This window comes from Bacillus sp. FSL R5-0523, assembly GCF_037975295.1.
GTDB lineage: Bacteria > Bacillota > Bacilli > Bacillales > Bacillaceae > Bacillus > Bacillus subtilis.
The window spans coordinates 293,557-309,195 of the sequence record NZ_CP150251.1 but is presented as its reverse complement, the minus strand read 5'-3'; the positions used below and the strand labels follow the sequence as shown (position 1 = coordinate 309,195).

The 15,639-nt window shown below is 44.4% G+C and carries 16 protein-coding genes; 4 read left to right on the top strand and 12 right to left on the bottom strand.

Annotated features, from left to right (window positions below; genetic code table 11):
* Positions 1 to 10: 10 nt before the first annotated feature.
* The 3 genes from NYE53_RS01695 to NYE53_RS01685 are packed head-to-tail and all read right to left on the bottom strand — an operon-like array spanning position 11 to position 1,826.
* Positions 11 to 589: a TerD family protein gene (locus tag NYE53_RS01695; protein ID WP_003241242.1), complete on the bottom strand. Its 579-nt coding sequence runs from the start codon at positions 587 to 589 to the stop codon at positions 11 to 13.
* A 34-nt stretch (positions 590 to 623) separates the two neighbouring features.
* A complete protein-coding gene (locus NYE53_RS01690) occupies positions 624 to 1,205 on the bottom strand; it encodes a TerD family protein (RefSeq protein WP_003234723.1) in 582 nt (193 codons plus the stop codon).
* A 21-nt stretch (positions 1,206 to 1,226) separates the two neighbouring features.
* Positions 1,227 to 1,826: a TerD family protein gene (locus tag NYE53_RS01685; RefSeq protein WP_003246350.1), complete on the bottom strand. Its 600-nt coding sequence runs from the start codon at positions 1,824 to 1,826 to the stop codon at positions 1,227 to 1,229.
* Positions 1,827 to 2,109: 283 nt separating this feature from the next.
* Between NYE53_RS01685 and NYE53_RS01680 the strand changes: the two genes are divergently transcribed.
* The gene (locus NYE53_RS01680; protein WP_339246897.1) at positions 2,110 to 3,105 is read left to right on the top strand and encodes an LLM class flavin-dependent oxidoreductase; all 996 of its coding nucleotides are present in this window, start codon (positions 2,110 to 2,112) and stop codon (positions 3,103 to 3,105) included.
* Between the two features lie 37 nt (positions 3,106 to 3,142).
* On the opposite strand, the gene znuB is transcribed toward NYE53_RS01680, so the two are convergent.
* The 6 genes from znuB to rapJ form a co-directional block, all read right to left on the bottom strand.
* Positions 3,143 to 3,985, bottom strand: coding sequence for a zinc ABC transporter permease ZnuB (gene znuB, locus NYE53_RS01675; RefSeq protein WP_003246340.1), 843 nt, complete (start codon positions 3,983 to 3,985; stop codon positions 3,143 to 3,145).
* Positions 3,943 to 4,638: a zinc ABC transporter ATP-binding protein ZnuC gene (znuC, locus tag NYE53_RS01670; RefSeq protein ID WP_014475714.1), complete on the bottom strand. Its 696-nt coding sequence runs from the start codon at positions 4,636 to 4,638 to the stop codon at positions 3,943 to 3,945. Before znuC ends, znuB begins: the two co-directional genes overlap by 43 nt.
* A gap of 54 nt (positions 4,639 to 4,692) precedes the next feature.
* Entirely contained in the window at positions 4,693 to 5,652 is a 960-nt protein-coding gene (locus NYE53_RS01665; protein WP_134991943.1) for a metal ABC transporter substrate-binding protein, read from the bottom strand.
* A gap of 175 nt (positions 5,653 to 5,827) precedes the next feature.
* Positions 5,828 to 7,513 carry an alpha-glucosidase gene (locus NYE53_RS01660; protein WP_339246895.1) on the bottom strand — a complete coding sequence of 562 codons (1,686 nt, stop codon included), beginning with the start codon at positions 7,511 to 7,513 and terminating at the stop codon, positions 5,828 to 5,830.
* A 24-nt stretch (positions 7,514 to 7,537) separates the two neighbouring features.
* A complete protein-coding gene (locus NYE53_RS01655) occupies positions 7,538 to 8,314 on the bottom strand; it encodes an SDR family oxidoreductase (RefSeq protein WP_339246894.1) in 777 nt (258 codons plus the stop codon).
* Positions 8,315 to 8,420: 106 nt separating this feature from the next.
* Positions 8,421 to 9,542: a response regulator aspartate phosphatase RapJ gene (rapJ, locus tag NYE53_RS01650; protein ID WP_015715201.1), complete on the bottom strand. Its 1,122-nt coding sequence runs from the start codon at positions 9,540 to 9,542 to the stop codon at positions 8,421 to 8,423.
* A gap of 122 nt (positions 9,543 to 9,664) precedes the next feature.
* Between rapJ and cwlK the strand changes: the two genes are divergently transcribed.
* The gene (gene cwlK, locus NYE53_RS01645; protein WP_339246890.1) at positions 9,665 to 10,168 is read left to right on the top strand and encodes a peptidoglycan L-alanyl-D-glutamate endopeptidase CwlK; all 504 of its coding nucleotides are present in this window, start codon (positions 9,665 to 9,667) and stop codon (positions 10,166 to 10,168) included.
* 7 nt (positions 10,169 to 10,175) lie between these two features.
* On the opposite strand, the gene NYE53_RS01640 is transcribed toward cwlK, so the two are convergent.
* On the bottom strand, positions 10,176 to 11,537 hold the full coding sequence (locus tag NYE53_RS01640; RefSeq protein ID WP_339246886.1) for a YcdB/YcdC domain-containing protein: 1,362 nt from the start codon (positions 11,535 to 11,537) through the stop codon (positions 10,176 to 10,178).
* A 186-nt stretch (positions 11,538 to 11,723) separates the two neighbouring features.
* Positions 11,724 to 13,145 carry a YcdB/YcdC domain-containing protein gene (locus NYE53_RS01635; protein WP_339246884.1) on the bottom strand — a complete coding sequence of 474 codons (1,422 nt, stop codon included), beginning with the start codon at positions 13,143 to 13,145 and terminating at the stop codon, positions 11,724 to 11,726.
* A 173-nt stretch (positions 13,146 to 13,318) separates the two neighbouring features.
* Here NYE53_RS01635 and NYE53_RS01630 point away from each other — a divergent pair, with 173 nt between their 5' ends.
* Both NYE53_RS01630 and NYE53_RS01625 read left to right on the top strand, forming a co-directional pair.
* Positions 13,319 to 13,471, top strand: a complete 153-nt coding sequence (locus tag NYE53_RS01630) for a hypothetical protein (RefSeq protein WP_021481864.1) — start codon at positions 13,319 to 13,321, stop codon at positions 13,469 to 13,471.
* Complete coding sequence (locus tag NYE53_RS01625) at positions 13,472 to 14,536, top strand: DUF4352 domain-containing protein (protein WP_003234750.1); 1,065 nt, start codon at positions 13,472 to 13,474, stop codon at positions 14,534 to 14,536.
* Between the two features lie 38 nt (positions 14,537 to 14,574).
* On the opposite strand, the gene NYE53_RS01620 is transcribed toward NYE53_RS01625, so the two are convergent.
* Positions 14,575 to 15,507, bottom strand: a complete 933-nt coding sequence (locus tag NYE53_RS01620) for an aldo/keto reductase (RefSeq protein ID WP_003234752.1) — start codon at positions 15,505 to 15,507, stop codon at positions 14,575 to 14,577.
* Between the last annotated feature and the right edge of the window lie 132 nt (positions 15,508 to 15,639).

Below are 15,639 nucleotides of genomic sequence, written 5' to 3'. Positions count from 1 at the left end.
TGTCACTCGCTTACACTTGCAAACCGTAATTCCGGCACAATGCAGCCAGCCCGCCGGAAAATCCGCTGCCGATCGCATTGAATTTCCACTCGCCGCCGTGTCTGTAAAGCTCACAAACGACAACAGCTGTTTCAATGGAGAAGTCTTCTCCCAAATCGAAGCGAAGAAGCTCATTCTGCGTTTCTTCATCCACAACGCGGACAAATGCATTGGAAACTTGTCCAAAGTTTTGGCTGCGTGCTTCAGCGTCGTGAATGGTCACTGTGATGCCGATTTTCTCAATGTGAGCAGGGATTTTTGAGAAATCAACGATAATCTGCTCATCATCTCCGTCGCCCTCACCCGTGCGGTTGTCACCCGTATGGATGACACCGCCGCTCGGATGTTCAAGGTTATTATAGAAGACGAAATCGAGATCATTTACGCAGTTATCATGCGCATCAACTAAAAAGGCCGAAGCATCCAGGTCAAAATCGTGTCCGCCGGAGTACTTGTTTGTATCCCAGCCTAAGCCGATCACCGCTTTTGTCAGTCCCGGATTTGTTTTCGTTAAATCAATGCGCTGTCCTTTTGATAATTGAATGGCCATACTGCCTCTCTCCTTTCTGCTCTTCGTATTTGTCTTAACCGACTTGCAAACCGTAGTCTGTTGCAATGCGGGCAAGGCCGCCTTGGTAGCCTGAGCCGATTGCGGAGAATTTCCACTCGCCGTTATGTCTGTAAAGCTCCCCTGCAATGATTGCCGTTTCAATAGAGAAATCTTCTGCAAGATCGTAACGGATGAGCTCTTCATTTGTTTCTTCATTTACGATGCGGACAAACGCGTTTGATACTTGTCCAAAGTTTTGGCTGCGCGCTTCTGCATCGTGAATGGTAATAACAAATGAGATTTTATCAATGTTTGCCGGTACAGCGCTGAGATTTACTTTTACATTCTCATCGTCGCCTTCACCAGCACCAGTCAGGTTGTCGCCTGAATGAACGACTGAACCGTTGCCGCCTTCAAGCTGGTTGTAGAAAATAAAGTCGTTTGGTGACGCGCATTTGCCTGCGGCGTCTAACAGAAACACACTTGAGTCAAGATCAAAGTCGTGTCCGCCGTCATACTTGTTCGTATCCCAGCCTAAACCGACAACAACCTTTGAAAGACCCGGATTTGTTTTTGTTAAATCTACTTTTTGTCCTTTTGCCAATGAAATTGTCATGTTTCATCCACTCCTTTTCTTTTATACGTATCGGCTGATAATATCTTCTAATCTCGTATCGTTCGTGCCTTCACCAACCGCTGCAAACTTCCACTCACTGCCGCTGCGGTAGATTTCTGCTGTAATCAGGCTTGTTCTGCCGGCGTAATTGTCTCTCAAATTGTACTTGAGCATTTCCTCGTGATTAGATTGATCAACTACGCGGATAAACGCATTTTGAATCATGCCGAAATCTTGTTTTCTTCTGACACAATCGTAAATGTTCACTACAAATACAAGCTTATCGATGTTTCCAGGCACTTTATCTAAATCTATCATAATTTGCTCGTCATCGCCTGCACCGTCACCCGTCAGGTTGTCGCCTGTATGCTGTACACCGCCGCAGCGGCTTTTCAGGTTGCCGAAATAAATCAGGTTTTTCTTATCGGTGAATTTTCCGTTTTCCAGCATCAGCACTGAAGCGTCACAGTCGATATTCGGACCGCCTCCGCCAAGCAGTTTGCTGAAGAATCCTCCGCCTGAGGACACTGGGTCCCAGCCGAGACCGACCATCAATTTTGACAGACCGGCTTTTCCTTTTGTTAAATCAATTCGTTGACCTTTTTCTAAAGAAATTGCCACACGATTCACTCCTACTCATCGAAATGTGAAGATAGTCACATTTATTTTTACGCTCACAAGGAAAATAAGCCGTAAATTACTAATATATACGTTTGTTATTATATCAAAGTTTCGTAAAAGTTAAGAATAATTGACGAAAAACCTCGAAAAAAAACTTCCATATTTGATATATGATTTGCAAATGCTATAAAGTGCGCTTCTTAAACAAACCATTTGACGCGGGCAAGTCATTTTGCCTATTCTGGTGTCACCATCTAAAAACAGACAGAAAGGAAGCGGCCTTTTGATTCATTTAAGCATACTTGATCAGGCACCTGTTTCTAAAGGAGAAAGCCCTGTGACAACTCTTCAGCATTCGGTTGAGCTTGCCCAATTAAGCGAAGAGTGGGGCTATAAGCGTTATTGGTTTGCCGAGCATCACAGCACGAAAGGACTGGCAAGCACAGCGCCTGAAATCATGATCGCCCGCATCGCAGCACAGACAAACACCATTCGTGTCGGATCAGGCGGCGTGCTTCTGCCCCAATACAGCCCATTTAAAGTGGCTGAAACCTTTCGCCAGCTTGAGGCCCTGTATCCAAACCGGATTGACCTCGGCGTCGGCCGTTCCCCCGGCGGCACGACAAAAACCAGGCTTGCATTAACGGACGGGGTGAAAAAAAGCTTAACCGAATTTAACAGACAGCTGCAGGATGTCTCTTATTTTCTAACAGATTCCCTTCCTCCCGACCATCCGTATGCCGGAATCAAAGCGGCGCCCCTTATTGGTACGGCACCCGAGCTATGGGTGCTCGGTCTTGGTGAAAACAGCGCAAGACGCGCGGCGCACCAGGGGATTGGATATGTATTTGGGCATTTCATTAATCCCGAGCGAGGAGAAAATGCATTCCGCATCTACCGGGAAAGCTTTCGGCCCTCAGCCCATTTTTCGAATCCATCCGCACTGTTTACGATTTTTGTCATTTGCGCAAAAACAGATGAAGAGGCAGAAGAACTCGCATTAAGCCAGGATTTGTGGCTTCTTCGCATCGGAAAAGGCTTGGACAGCCGCGTGCCAAGCATCGAGGAAGCGAAAGCCCATCTCTACACAGCGTCCGATAAAAAACTCATAGAAGAAAACAGAAAGCGGATGGTGATCGGTTCTCCAAGCACTGTCAAACAACAGCTGTTAGACCTCACAGGCCGCTATGAAACAAATGAAATCATGATTCTGTGCAATGTGTTTGATTTTGAGGCGAAAAAAGAATCTTATGAGCGCCTTGCCGGATTGTTTCTATAAAAAAAGCAGTTTTCCCTAGGGAGAACTGCTTTTCATGTTATCGGCTTCTTTTTTTGCGCTGAGCTTCTTTTTTGATAAACGTCCAAACTCCCTGAACTGCAAATCCGATTAATAGCAAAACGATCAATAGCAGGGTAATAGACGGACCTGGCGGCGTCCCGAGCTGATAGGATGATGTCAGTCCCGTAAATACGCTGAATAATGAAATGAGTATGGCTGTAATGAAAACCATGTTAAAGCCTTTTGCAATTCTGATGGCGAATGCTGCTGGCAATACGAGCAGGGCCGATACAAGAAGGACCCCGATGATCGGAATAATGACTGAAATCGCAAGGCCTGTGACAATACTGAATGACAACGAGAGAACGTTTGTATTGATTCCCGATGTTTTGGCTGTTGCTTCATCAAACGTCAGCAGGTAGAGCGGCCTTCTCAGTACGATAAAATAAAGCAGGATCAGCAGTGTGATAATACTGATAATATAGACCTGCTGCTGGTTTACTGTCACAAGCGATCCAAATAGGTATTGATCGATGCTCATATTGGCTGTGCCTTTGGAAAGGCTGATTAAAAACATCGCGAAGGACAAACCAGCTGCCATTAAGATCGCAATGGACACTTCTGAATAAGTCCGATACGCCCGCCGCATGTATTCAATTCCGATCGCGCCGATGGTCACGACGACTATGCTTGCTGCGGTTATATTGGTGCTGAGAAAAAAGCCGATGGCAACACCTGACAATGAGATATGTGAAAGTGTGTCAGCCATTAAGGCCTGTCTTCTGAGAACGAGATACACTCCTAGTATCGGAGCCATGACGGCGATCATGCCGCCTGCTAGAAAAGCTCGTCGCATGAATTCCAAGTCAAACATTTCCATCCGCCTTTTTCTCCTCTCTCTAATCGAATCACTTTATCTAAAAATTGCTGTACTTCGTTTTGTTCGTGAGTAACCATCACAACTGTGCGATTGTGATTTTTCACGAGGTGATGCATAAATTCGTAAAATCCTTTTCTGCTGTCGTAATCAACAGCTGTCGTCGGTTCGTCCAGCATCAGCAGATCCGGGTTGCTGGCGAGCATTCTGGCGATACAGATTTTCTGTTTCTGTCCGCCTGATAAATCACCGATTTTACGGTGACGGAGCTCCCACATTTCCACCATTTTCAGTGCTTTTTCTACTTCAAGATGATCTTCTTCATTTAAACGTTTAAACCATTTCCCTTTTGTATAGCGGCCTGATTGAACAAGCTCCAGCACCGTGCTCGGAAAGCCGGCATTAAATGAAGAAATTTGCTGCGGGACGTACCCTATGGTCAGGCGTTTCCCTTCTGTATTCCTTTTACTGATCGTCACTGTGCCTTCCCACGGTTTCAGCATGCCGAGCATTACCTTTATGAGCGTCGATTTAGAGGCGCCGTTTGGCCCAGTGATGCCGACGAACTCACCGCTTTCAATATCAAGTGATACTTTATCTAAAACAGGCGTATGGGAATAGCCGAAAACGATATCTTTCAATGAGACGAGATTCATGTTAATCTTCCTTTCTCACAAAGAAATAGTGTGCACCCTCCGGCGCACACTATCTTATGATTTAACCAATAGTGAATCTTTCAGGGCATCGAGGTTTTGTTTCATAATGTCGATATACCCTAAACCTTTATCCTGTTCTTCTTTGCTCAAGCCTTCCAGTGTATTCAGCACTTCTGTCTTCGCGCCGATTTCATTGGCGAGCGTATCTGCGACCTTTGAGGATGCAATTTCTTCAAAGTAAATAACTTTTACATTATGTTCTTTGGCATATGTTTTCAGCTTTGCCAAGCTGGCTGCGCTCGGTTCTTGGTCAGGTGAAAGCCCTGCAATAGGAACCTGCTTCAAGCCGTATTCTTTTGCCAGATAGCCAAAAGCTGTATGCTGCGTGATAAATTCTTTTTTCTCCGCTTTTTTTGCGGTTGTACGATATAGTTTATCAAGATCCTGCAGTTTTGCAATATATTCTTTACTATTTTTCTCATAGTATTCTTTGTTATCCGGGTCCTGCTTCACGATTTGCGCAGTAATATTTTTAACTTCCTTCTGTGCCAGAACAGGGCTAAGCCATACGTGAGGGTCCATTGCATGACTGTGCTCATGCTCCCCATGATCATGCTCTTCGTGTTCTTCTTCAGAGCCTTCCATTAAATCAATGCCTTTGCTTGCATTAACGAAAACGGCATGGCCTTGGCCCATGCTTTTTTCAGCTGACGGAACCCATGTCTCCATGTATTCACTATTATAAACAAACAAATCAGCATCCTGAATGTTGGCAATGTCTTTCGGCGTCGGTTCCCAATCATGCGGTTCAACGGAAGATGGGATTAACAGATCCACATCGCCTTTGTCTTTTACAATTTGTTTTGTGAATTCATACATCGGGTAGAACGTTGTGACAACGTGCAGTTTATCATCCTTTGAATCCGCCGACCCTTTTGTTGATGAGTTGCCGCATGCTGCAACTAATAAAAAGCACGCTGCAATCACAAACAAACCGCTCCATTTTTTAAACATATCGTATATCCCCTCTTTTTCAGTAACTTTAAATCAAAATGATAACGATTTTGTAATCCTATATCATAATAAACCGAAGTCATTACGTTTTGCAAGAATAAATTTCATTTTCATTTATTCTTCCCGCCTGCAAAGCGAATATATGTACTAAAAAAACCCGGCTAAGAATGCCGGGCTAGTTTGTTTTGTCGAGAAGATAGACCCTGCTCTCATAAGGCCGGAACACCATTTCGTCAGCAAGATCATCGTTGTTATAATTGCTGAGAAGCAGAGAGGCCTGAGCTTTGCCGCAGTTCTTAGGCCACTGAAAAACAGCCTGCTCTTTTGAAAAATTATTGACCGACAAAAGCTGCTGTTTACTGTTTTCTCTCATGTATACAAACAACTGCGGATCGTCCGGAAGCAAAAGATCAAAGCTTCCTTTCATGAGGTCAGCATACTGCTTTCTCAGGCTGATCAGCTTTTTGTAATAGATTAAGACCGAATCAGGATCTCCCTGCGCTTCCTCCACATTGATTGCGGTGAAATTCGGGTTGACCTTCAGCCAAGGCGTGCCGTCAGTAAATCCGGCATTTTTGCCTCTGTTCCACTGCATCGGGGTCCGGGCGTGATCCCGGCTTTTGGCTAAGATCGATCTCATCACATCATTTGGATCATAGCCTTTTTCAAACACCCGTTTATGATACATATTGATCGTTTGGATATCTTTGTAGTCTTCAATCTGGGTGAACGGCGCGTTTGTCATCCCGATTTCTTCTCCCTGATAAATATACGGCGTGCCCTTCATAAAATAAAGTACGGCTGCCAGCATTTTCGCTGATGTTTTACGGTATTCCCCATCGTCTCCGAATCTGGACACAATCCGGGGCTGGTCGTGGTTGCACCAAAACAATGTATTCCAGCCTTGATGCTCAAGCTTCTTTTGCCATTTTGTCAAAACCGATTTTAAATCAGAAAGCTCAAGGGGCTTCAAATCCCAATGTTCTTTTCCGGGCTGCTGATCAAGCTCCATATGCTGAAAGTGAAAAATCATATTCAGCTCATGCTTATCTGTTCCCGTATATTTCAAGCCTTCTTCCGGTGTGACACTGCCGACCTCTCCGACAGACATGACATCATATTGAGAAAACACTTCATCTGTCATTTCTTTTAAATAGTCATGGATTCGTTCGCCATTTGGCTGAAAGGGCTTCGGCTCTGCCTGCTGATTGATATAGTCCTCATACGAAGGAAGATATTCTTTCTTAGAAATGAGATGGAGCTGATCAATTCGCAAACCGTCGACCCCTTTATCGAGCCAAAATTTCATCATGTCATACACCGCCTGGCGAACTTCGGGATTTTCCCAGTTTAAATCAGCTTGTTTGACGGCATTCATATGGAGATAGTATTCTCCGGTGTGCTCCTCGTATTGCCAGACCGGGCAGCCATAGTCTGAGAGCCAGTCTGTCGGCGGGCCGTTCTTTGTGCCGGGACGCCAATAATAATAGCTGCGGTATTTGCTGTTTTTGTCCAGCCCCGCTTTTTTAAACCACGGATGCTCGACCGAGGTGTGATTTAACACAAAGTCCATCACCAGCTTTAATCCCCGCTGATGCACCTGGTCCAGCAGCTCGTGAAAATCGTCCATTGTTCCGTAAGAATCCATAATCGCCTTATGGTTTGTCACATCATAGCCGTAATCAACATTCGGAGAAGGATAGATCGGGCAAATCCAAATCACATCTGCCCCAAGTTCCTTTATGTAGTCAAGACGGGAAATAATCCCCCGCAAGTCCCCAATTCCGTCTCCATTGCTGTCCTGAAAGCTTCTCGGGTAAATTTGGTACACCACTGCATCCTTCCACCAGTCCGTTTTCATCCCGCAATCCCCCTGTTTTGTCTTCTATTCAAGCTGAGACGGATAAAGTGTCATTCCGCCGTCGACGAAAAGTGTTGTGCCGGTCACATAGCTTGCTTCCTCAGATACGAGCCAAGCTGCTGCTGCCGCCACTTCTTCAGGCTTTCCGAAGGCTTTCATCGGGATTTTTTTCAATTGTTTTTGCCTGCTCTCTTCCTTTTTCGTATCAACATTTGATTCTGTGGCAATGGTGCCGGGCGCTATCGCATTGACGCGGATTCCCTTATCCGCATAATTGAGCGCCAGCGTTTCCGTCATCATCTTGATGCCGCCTTTGGATGTGGAATACTGAACGTTTACAGGGCGCGGAATCTGCTGGTGAACACTTGAGATATTCAGCACATTGCCCTTGATATTGTTTTTCATCATGTGGTTAAGTGCTGCTTTCGCTCCCAGAAAGGTTCCGTTAACATTGACATCAATCACTCTCTGCCAATCTTCAAGACTCATCTCATGCGGCATCGCCTCAACGCCGTTAAAACCGGAGTTGTTTACCATCACATCGAGCGTGCCGAAATGCTCTAAAGCTGTGTCCAAGAGCGCCTGAATCCCCTCTTCTTTTGACACGTCCGCCTCAACTGCGACGGCTTTCCCTCCGTTCTGCTTAATGATTTCCAGAGTTTCATCAGCTCCAGACGGGTCGCTGTGGTAGTTTACAACAACATTCATTTTCTCCTGTCCGAACCGTTCCGCAATGGCTTTCCCGATTCCTTTTGAAGACCCTGTCACAATCGCTGTTTTTCCGGTTAAATCTTTGTACATACTTGATATCCTCCTCTGTTTCTCACTATGCAGTGGAAAATACCCTGTTTTTCCGAGTTGAAAACAGCACAAAAAAAGCAGAGAACCTGTAGTTCTCTGCCATTTCCTATTGAAAACGCTGCTCGGCAAGCTTCTTTTTAATATTCATCAGCCTGCGGTAAAAGAAAGCAGCGGACTCGTAATGTTCCAGCTGATTGAAACGTTCCGCTGTATCATGCAGCAGATCTTCGGCGTCGGCAAGAAGCTGCCTGGATTCCAGCAGGTCAAAGCATTCTGTAAGCACGTTCAGGTCGCCGCTTCCAAGATACAGCTCATGAATGAGGCGGAATTTCGTCAAGTACATGTCATCTTCCCATTCAGCCGCGCTTTTTATCCCGCGGTCATACGCCTCTACTGCCTTGTCGTATTTTCCCTCTTTACAGTAGATATGGGTCAGTGAAAATACAGCTTGAACAGCTTGCTGAAAGTTGTGCTCCTCAAAAATGGCGGCGGCTGTTTTGAAATAGCCCTCCGCTTCTTTGTAATCACCCAGACTGTACTTACAGTGTCCGACATTATAATAGGCAGCGGCGATCATGTACGCTTCTTCAAGCTGCCTGGCATGATCTAAAGCGCTGCACAAGTGGGTCAGTGCTTTTTCATGATGATACACATCGGTCAAATTTCCGGCGATGATAAATTCACACTGAACCCGGCGGCGACCGTACAGTTCATATTTCGTATAGATATCAAGCGCCTGGCTCGCATAATTCATGGAAAAATACGTTTGTTTGATGTGATAATACACTTCTGCGACTTTAAAAAGAAACTCAGCTTTTTCGATCTCATCCTCGACATACTCGAGCTTTTCCTCGGCATGTTTATAATGGTCGATCGCTAATATGAAATTTTTCTGCTTGAATTCGTACATTCCTCTGAAATAATAAAAGTAGTATTCCAGTAAGCCCGTGAGTTTTTGCTGATTGCTTTCAATTTCGTTCAGCATATCAGAGAACGGAGGCTTGGTGTCGCTGTCTTTCACCGGCATCAGCTTATCAAGCATGATTCGATGCCGGAATTCCATCAAAGAAAAATATAAAAGCAAGTCCTGGTTCTCTTCCATATCTTCTAAATCGTATTCAATCTCCTGCTTTAACGCTTCTGCTTGATCTGCTTCAAATGCGCGAATGAGCTTGTACCATTCATTCAGCTTTACTGCTACTTCTTCTGATGGAATCTTTGCTCTCATCGGTCTGCCTCCTTCCTCCTGCTACTATTTATGTTATATTTTATCATAGCTGTTCGCTTTTAGAGAGAGTCAATCACTTAAAAGCGTTAACATTCAGCACATCTTGAGAAAGTGAGACCGATATGAAGTTACCCGCAAAAACATTTGTTATCTTATGTATTCTATTTCTTCTAGATCTTTGTTTTAGTTATATTCGGCATGAATGGCATTCTCAAAACGCCCTGCAGAACATGCCTGTCCCCTCGGATCTTCATCCGATTGTGAAGCAGAATGCCGATGCACTCAAAGCCGCTGCAGCGAATAAAGGCATTACCGTCGTCATTACTGAAGGATTCAGGTCCTTTAAGGAACAAGATGAATTATATAAACAGGGACGTACAAAAAAAGGGAATATTGTCACCTATGCAAGAGGAGGGGAATCGTATCATAACTATGGTTTAGCGATTGATTTCGCCCTTCAAAAAAAGGATGGAAGCATCATATGGGATATGGAATATGACGGCAATCAAAACGAAAAATCAGATTGGCTGGAGGTTGTCGAGATCGCTAAGACACTCGGTTTTGAATGGGGCGGGGATTGGAAACGATTCAAGGACTACCCCCACTTGGAGATGATTCCTAACTAGACACCCCTCACAGCCTTTTCTTTTTCCTTATGTGCGCATCAATATAGGAAGGGTAAACCGGCTTATAGACAAGTTTGCAGTGCTGGTCACTGCCTGCAGTAAAGTCAGGCTGCCACTCCAGCTTCACATCAAAAGCGGCTAAAAACGCTTCTCTCGCTTCTTCAGCGGAAACATCCGGCCTGTGATTTATCGCTTCCAATTGTTCAGGTTCAATATCAGGCGCCATAAAAGCGTCAATCAACCCAGTTTCCGGATTGACAATGATGCGGGCAGCGCCGAACCGCAGCGGCACTCCTTTATACCAGACAGAAAAATGGTTGCGGACTCTCCCTCTTTCATCAATTCGGACGGGATTCACCCTGAAAAACTCAGCCGCTCTCGGATAGAGGGCATACAAAAATTGAAGCGCTATCTCTTGGCATTCTTCCGTGGAGCATTGGCGGTTGTTCCGCCAGTCCATAAAAGAAAGCGCTGCTTTTAATTTTCCGGTTCTTTTATCCGTCTTCATTTTGATTGTGTTTTTATTTCTCGTTTCAAAATAGCTTCCTATGCTTAAATCCTTACGCTCCGGCGCAGCGCCCCTGCGCCACGTGCTTCCAATTTGTTCTCCAAAGTCTCTTTCACTGACTTTCTGCATATCAGAGGTAAAACCCAGCAAGGAAAATATATCAAGTTCTTCCTTGTTCTGAAGCGGCGGCAGTGGCGCCGTGTTTTCTATTCTTTCATCTGCGATATGCTGGTCGGGCACAATTTCGTCTACATCTGCGGGATAGCTGTATCCCGGAAGAATCGGTTCATATACGAGCCTTGGTTCCTGTTCGCCATCAATGACATCGTACATCAGCTCAAAAGACATTGTGTTTAAGTAATGGGAAACAACCTTCTCTTTTGCTACAAATTCTGTCGGAATTTCGGCTTTATGCCCTTCCCCGTAATATAGAAAGTGGACAATCTGACCGCTTCGTGTCATATCAATTAAAAAACCTGAATTGGGAATCGGAAGCCCCAGCTCTATTTTGGTATAGACAAACCGGATGTGCTGCCCCCGTTCTTCCTTGCCTTGAAAATGAAAATTCATAAATGTGCCGGGATGATTGGCAGCGGCAAACTGAAGAGCCGTCAGCTTCAGCTCGGCATCTGGAAGTTGTTTGTCTGTCTCGGAGCGGACAGTTGTTGAAAAGGTGAGCAAAGCGCCGTCATTTCTAAGTTCAACTGTAATGTGCTTTTCCGGATCTTTAGGGTCCTTCCAGATAAAATATGCCTGCCCGTTTTTCTTTTGCTTTTGGTCGTAATCTTCTATCTCAAGCTCATAATGCGTCGGTACATTTCCGATCTCCTGCGCCTTCTTTTTCAGCTGTTTATTAACCAATGAAGTCATCCCTTTCAAAGAGTCTACGACAAAGAGAATCCTGTTTATTATATAAAAAGACCTTTCTTCATTTAAAGTGAAGAAAGGTCCTTTTCTATTATTGTCATTGTTTTTCGAGATTCTTTCTGTTACTTTCATCACATACTCTCTTCTATATCCGAGGCAATTGCGTGACTTTTGGCTATTTTACCATGAGCTGAAGACAGGCTCTCCTGTATGTGCATCGATAAAATGCGGATACACCGGCCTATAGACGAGCCGGTAGCTGTGTTCTTCATTATCGTGATATTCTCTTTCCCAGCCCAGCTCAACTTTAAAATGCTGCCAAAAGATAGACTTGGCTTGTTCAACTGAAATGGCCGGCACAGGATCAATGGTTGCCAGCTCATTTGGGTCAATATCTGGTCCCATATAAACGGTGATATACCCTGTCTGGCGGCTGACACAAATTCTGATCTGCCCAAATCGGATCGGAACTCCGTGACAATGCGCTTCAAATGTAAAAACAGCGACTGCGTTTTCTTCTTCATCTTTTTCGTCGTATCTGATCCTAAAATATTGATCGGCATTCGGAAATAAAGCAAACAGAAAGCGAACCGCGATTTTTTCGCACTCTGCCTCAGTTACTGTCAACGGCCCTTCTTTCTCCATAAATGACATGACGCCTTCGAGTTTTCCGGTTTCTTTGTTATAGATGGTTTTCAGCACTTGATGAGTCCGTCCCTTAAACCAGCTGTCCATGCTTTTATCCGCCGGCTGATACACAGGGTCATCCGGATTCCGCCAAACGATTCCGAGTCTCCCATCTCCCAAATCCGCTTCCCGCTCTTTGACAAATCCTTTTTCAATACCAATCATGCTGTCAGGATCGGCCTTTTCGCGGATGCCCTCGAATAAAGGGAGAGGAAAGCTCTCCGGCTCCCTGTAATCATCGTCATCATCAACTCCTCCTTGTTCTTCTTGAACCAAATCCGCAGGTACGGTAATCGCCCTACATTCAGGCTCATACACCAAATGCGGCTGATCATCTCCGTTTTTGTAAACAGAACGATGGAGAACCTCAAACAAAAGGTCGAACTCCACGTCCTTCTTGATAAAGGCAAGTGCCTCTTCAACATCCGCAACCCGCTTTGGCTTGATGATGCTGCCCGCTTCGCCGTAATAGCGGAAGTAGACGATCTCACCTGATAAGGAAACATCAGCCATAAATCCGCTCATGGGGAGAGGAAGCCCAGCCTCCATTTGAACATATGAAAATCTCACTTTATCGCCGTATGCACGGTCATTTTCTTCACGAATAAAGGCAGAGAGTGCCCCCGGATGATGAGTCTCGACAAATTGGCGTATGATATCCTCTAGTTTCTCCTCAGACAGCCTTTCTCCGCTTTCAGGCTCAATATCACGGGAAAGGGATTCCAGCTCCCCGTCCGGTCCAAGCTCCACGATAATGCCTATATTCTCATCCTGAGGATCTGTCCAACAAAAATAGGCTCTTTTGTCATCACCGCCATAATCTTCAATTTCCAGTTTTAAGTGTGTCGGCACCCGGCCGATTTCCAGTGCTTTTTGTTTCAGTCCCTCTTTCTTCACAAAGGCAGCCCCTTTCATCCTTCTTAAGTTCCCTTCAACTAATCAAAAAGTAATAGTCTAAAATACACAGTTTTCTGAGTTTACCAGTTTTACCAGAACATTTTTCACCAAAAATAGGATGATGAACCTATTCAATATAAAAGCTAATAATCTTAAAATTAATTCCGTTGTAACTTTTTATAGGTCCATTCATGACAAAGGAGGGCGGAGTTTCCAGAAAATCCGGTGAAAACCGTGAGAAAAGAACTGATTTTTTTGGTTATATGATGCTAATCCATTCAAAAAGATCCATTTCTCAAAGACAAAAGACTCCCTTTCCTAAACCATTTGAGGAGGAAAAATGAATGTTTCAGAAAAAAACGTACGCTGTTTTCCTAATTCTTCTGCTGATGATGTTTACAGCTGCTTGTTCCGGCAGCAAAACAAGCGCGGAGAAGAAAGAATCAGAAACAGAAAAAAGCTCAGATATAGCTCAAGTCAAAATCAAGGATGTCTCTTATACGCTTCCGTCTAAATATGATAAGTCCACTTCAGATGACCAGCTTGTGTTAAAAGTCAATGTCGCGGTGAAAAACACAGGAAAAGACCCGCTGAATGTAGACAGTATGGATTTCACATTGTATCAAGGTGATACCAAAATGTCTGACACAGACCCTGAAGACTATAGCGAAAAGCTTCAAGGCAGCACGATTAACGCTGACAAATCCGTTGAAGGAAATCTTTTCTTCGTTGTAGATAAAGGCAAGCAATACGAGCTTAACTATACGCCGGAATCTTACGGTGATAAAAAGCCAAAATCAGTTACTTTTAAAATTGACGGAAAAGACAAAAAAATCCTGGCGACGGCAGATAAGCTCCAAGATTCTGCAAAAGCGTTATCAGCTTATGTTGATGTCCTTCTTTTCGGCAAAGATAACGCCGATTTCGAAAAAATCACCGGCGCTAACAAAAATGAAATTGTAAATGATTTCAATGAATCAGCCAAAGACGGTTATCTCTCAGCTTCCGGCCTTTCCAGCACATATGCGGACAGCAAAGCGCTTGATAATATCGTGAACGGCATTAAAGAGGGATTAAGCAAAAACTCTTCCATTCAGGCAAAAACGACTTCAATCTCTAAAGACGAAGCAATTGTTGAAGCCACAGTTAAACCTGTAGATGCATCTTCTCTTTCAGACCGTATCGAAGACAAAGTGAAAGACTACTACAGTAAAAACTCTAGTGCCAGCTATGAAGAGGCAGTGAAATACGCGCTTCAAGTCTATCCTGAGGAATTCAAAAAGCTTGGACCTGCTTCATCTGAAAAAACAGTTGAAGTGAAAATGAAGAAAAATGACATCGACCAATGGCAGCTTGATATGGATGATTACAGAGCAGCAGAATTAGTCGAAGCATTCATCAAAGAATAAAACACCAAAAGGAAATAGCCATGACGGCTATTTCCTTTTTATTTGAAAATGTCGCTGATGAAATTCACTTCATCTTCGGTCAGTTCAATGTTCAAGGTTTTCAGGTTATCCTGTAATTGCTCAGGTCGTTTAGCTCCTGGAATAATGGCATCAATCGCCGGTCTCGTTAACAGCCACGCCAAGGCGACATGTGCCGTATCCGCTTGTTTTTCCTCCGCTACTGCTTTCAGCTTATCTACTTTTTTGAGATTGTGAATAAACGTTTCACCCTGAAATTGAGGTTTATCCTTTCTGAAATCATCAAAGACGGTGTCTCGCGTGAATTTTCCTGTCAGCAGTCCGGACGCAAGCGGAAAGTAAGGAATAAAGGAGATGCCTTGTTTTTCACAGTATGGAAGAAGCTCTTTCTCGGCATCACGCTGTATGAGAGAATATTCGGCCTGGAAGACCTCCAAATAGCCATCAGCATTAAAATCCTGCAATTGCTGATAATCGAGGTTCGAAGCGCCGATTGCTTTGATTTTCCCCTCATCCTTCAGCTCTTTCAAAGTGCCAGCCACTTCAGCGAGAGGTGTTTTTCCATCCGGAAAGTGAACATAATACAAATCAATGTAATCTGTTTTCAGCCGCTTCAGGCTCTTCTCCACCTCGCTGCGAAGAAACTCCCGGCTATTGTCTAATTCAATGCTGCCGTTCACTTCTTTATGAGCTCCTTTGGTGGCGATGATGAGCTCATTCCGCACGCCGCGTTCCTGTACGACTTCGCCGATTAATTCTTCAGATCGCCCCAATCCATATATAAAGGCGGTATCGATAAAATTGACGCCGCCATCCAATGCCGTGCGCACTAAATCCTTCCCTGTTTCATCATTTAGATTTGGAAATAGATTATGCCCGCCGACCGCATTCGCGCCGAATCCGATCCGCTTCACCTTCAGCTTCGTTTTGCCGAGTGTACGTGTTTGATCCATTGTTCCTTCTCCTTTGAAACCAATTTTGATGAAAAATAGTGCAGGGTCACTTTTTGTATTAGATATCCTTTTTCTATTTTCCTTCTTTTTTCAGGATATACAAAAAGGAGAAAGTGTATTTCTCCTTTCGCA

Excerpts from the sequence above, each read along its gene's own strand:
- NYE53_RS01695 (WP_003241242.1), bottom strand. The coding sequence starts at position 589 with ATGGCCATTCAATTATCAAAAGGACAGCGCATTGATTTAACGAAAACA.
- NYE53_RS01690 (WP_003234723.1), bottom strand. The coding sequence starts at position 1,205 with ATGACAATTTCATTGGCAAAAGGACAAAAAGTAGATTTAACAAAAACA.
- znuB (WP_003246340.1), bottom strand. The coding sequence starts at position 3,985 with ATGGAAATGTTTGACTTGGAATTCATGCGACGAGCTTTTCTAGCAGGC.
- znuC (WP_014475714.1), bottom strand. The coding sequence starts at position 4,638 with ATGAATCTCGTCTCATTGAAAGATATCGTTTTCGGCTATTCCCATACG.
- NYE53_RS01665 (WP_134991943.1), bottom strand. The coding sequence starts at position 5,652 with ATGTTTAAAAAATGGAGCGGTTTGTTTGTGATTGCAGCGTGCTTTTTA.
- NYE53_RS01660 (WP_339246895.1), bottom strand. The coding sequence starts at position 7,513 with ATGAAAACGGACTGGTGGAAGGATGCAGTGGTGTACCAAATTTACCCG.
- NYE53_RS01655 (WP_339246894.1), bottom strand. The coding sequence starts at position 8,314 with ATGTACAAAGATTTAACCGGAAAAACAGCGATTGTGACAGGGTCTTCA.
- rapJ (WP_015715201.1), bottom strand. The coding sequence starts at position 9,542 with ATGAGAGCAAAGATTCCATCAGAAGAAGTAGCAGTAAAGCTGAATGAA.
- cwlK (WP_339246890.1), top strand. The coding sequence starts at position 9,665 with ATGAAGTTACCCGCAAAAACATTTGTTATCTTATGTATTCTATTTCTT.
- NYE53_RS01635 (WP_339246884.1), bottom strand. The coding sequence starts at position 13,145 with ATGAAAGGGGCTGCCTTTGTGAAGAAAGAGGGACTGAAACAAAAAGCA.
- NYE53_RS01630 (WP_021481864.1), top strand. The coding sequence starts at position 13,319 with ATGACAAAGGAGGGCGGAGTTTCCAGAAAATCCGGTGAAAACCGTGAG.
- NYE53_RS01625 (WP_003234750.1), top strand. The coding sequence starts at position 13,472 with ATGTTTCAGAAAAAAACGTACGCTGTTTTCCTAATTCTTCTGCTGATG.
- NYE53_RS01620 (WP_003234752.1), bottom strand. The coding sequence starts at position 15,507 with ATGGATCAAACACGTACACTCGGCAAAACGAAGCTGAAGGTGAAGCGG.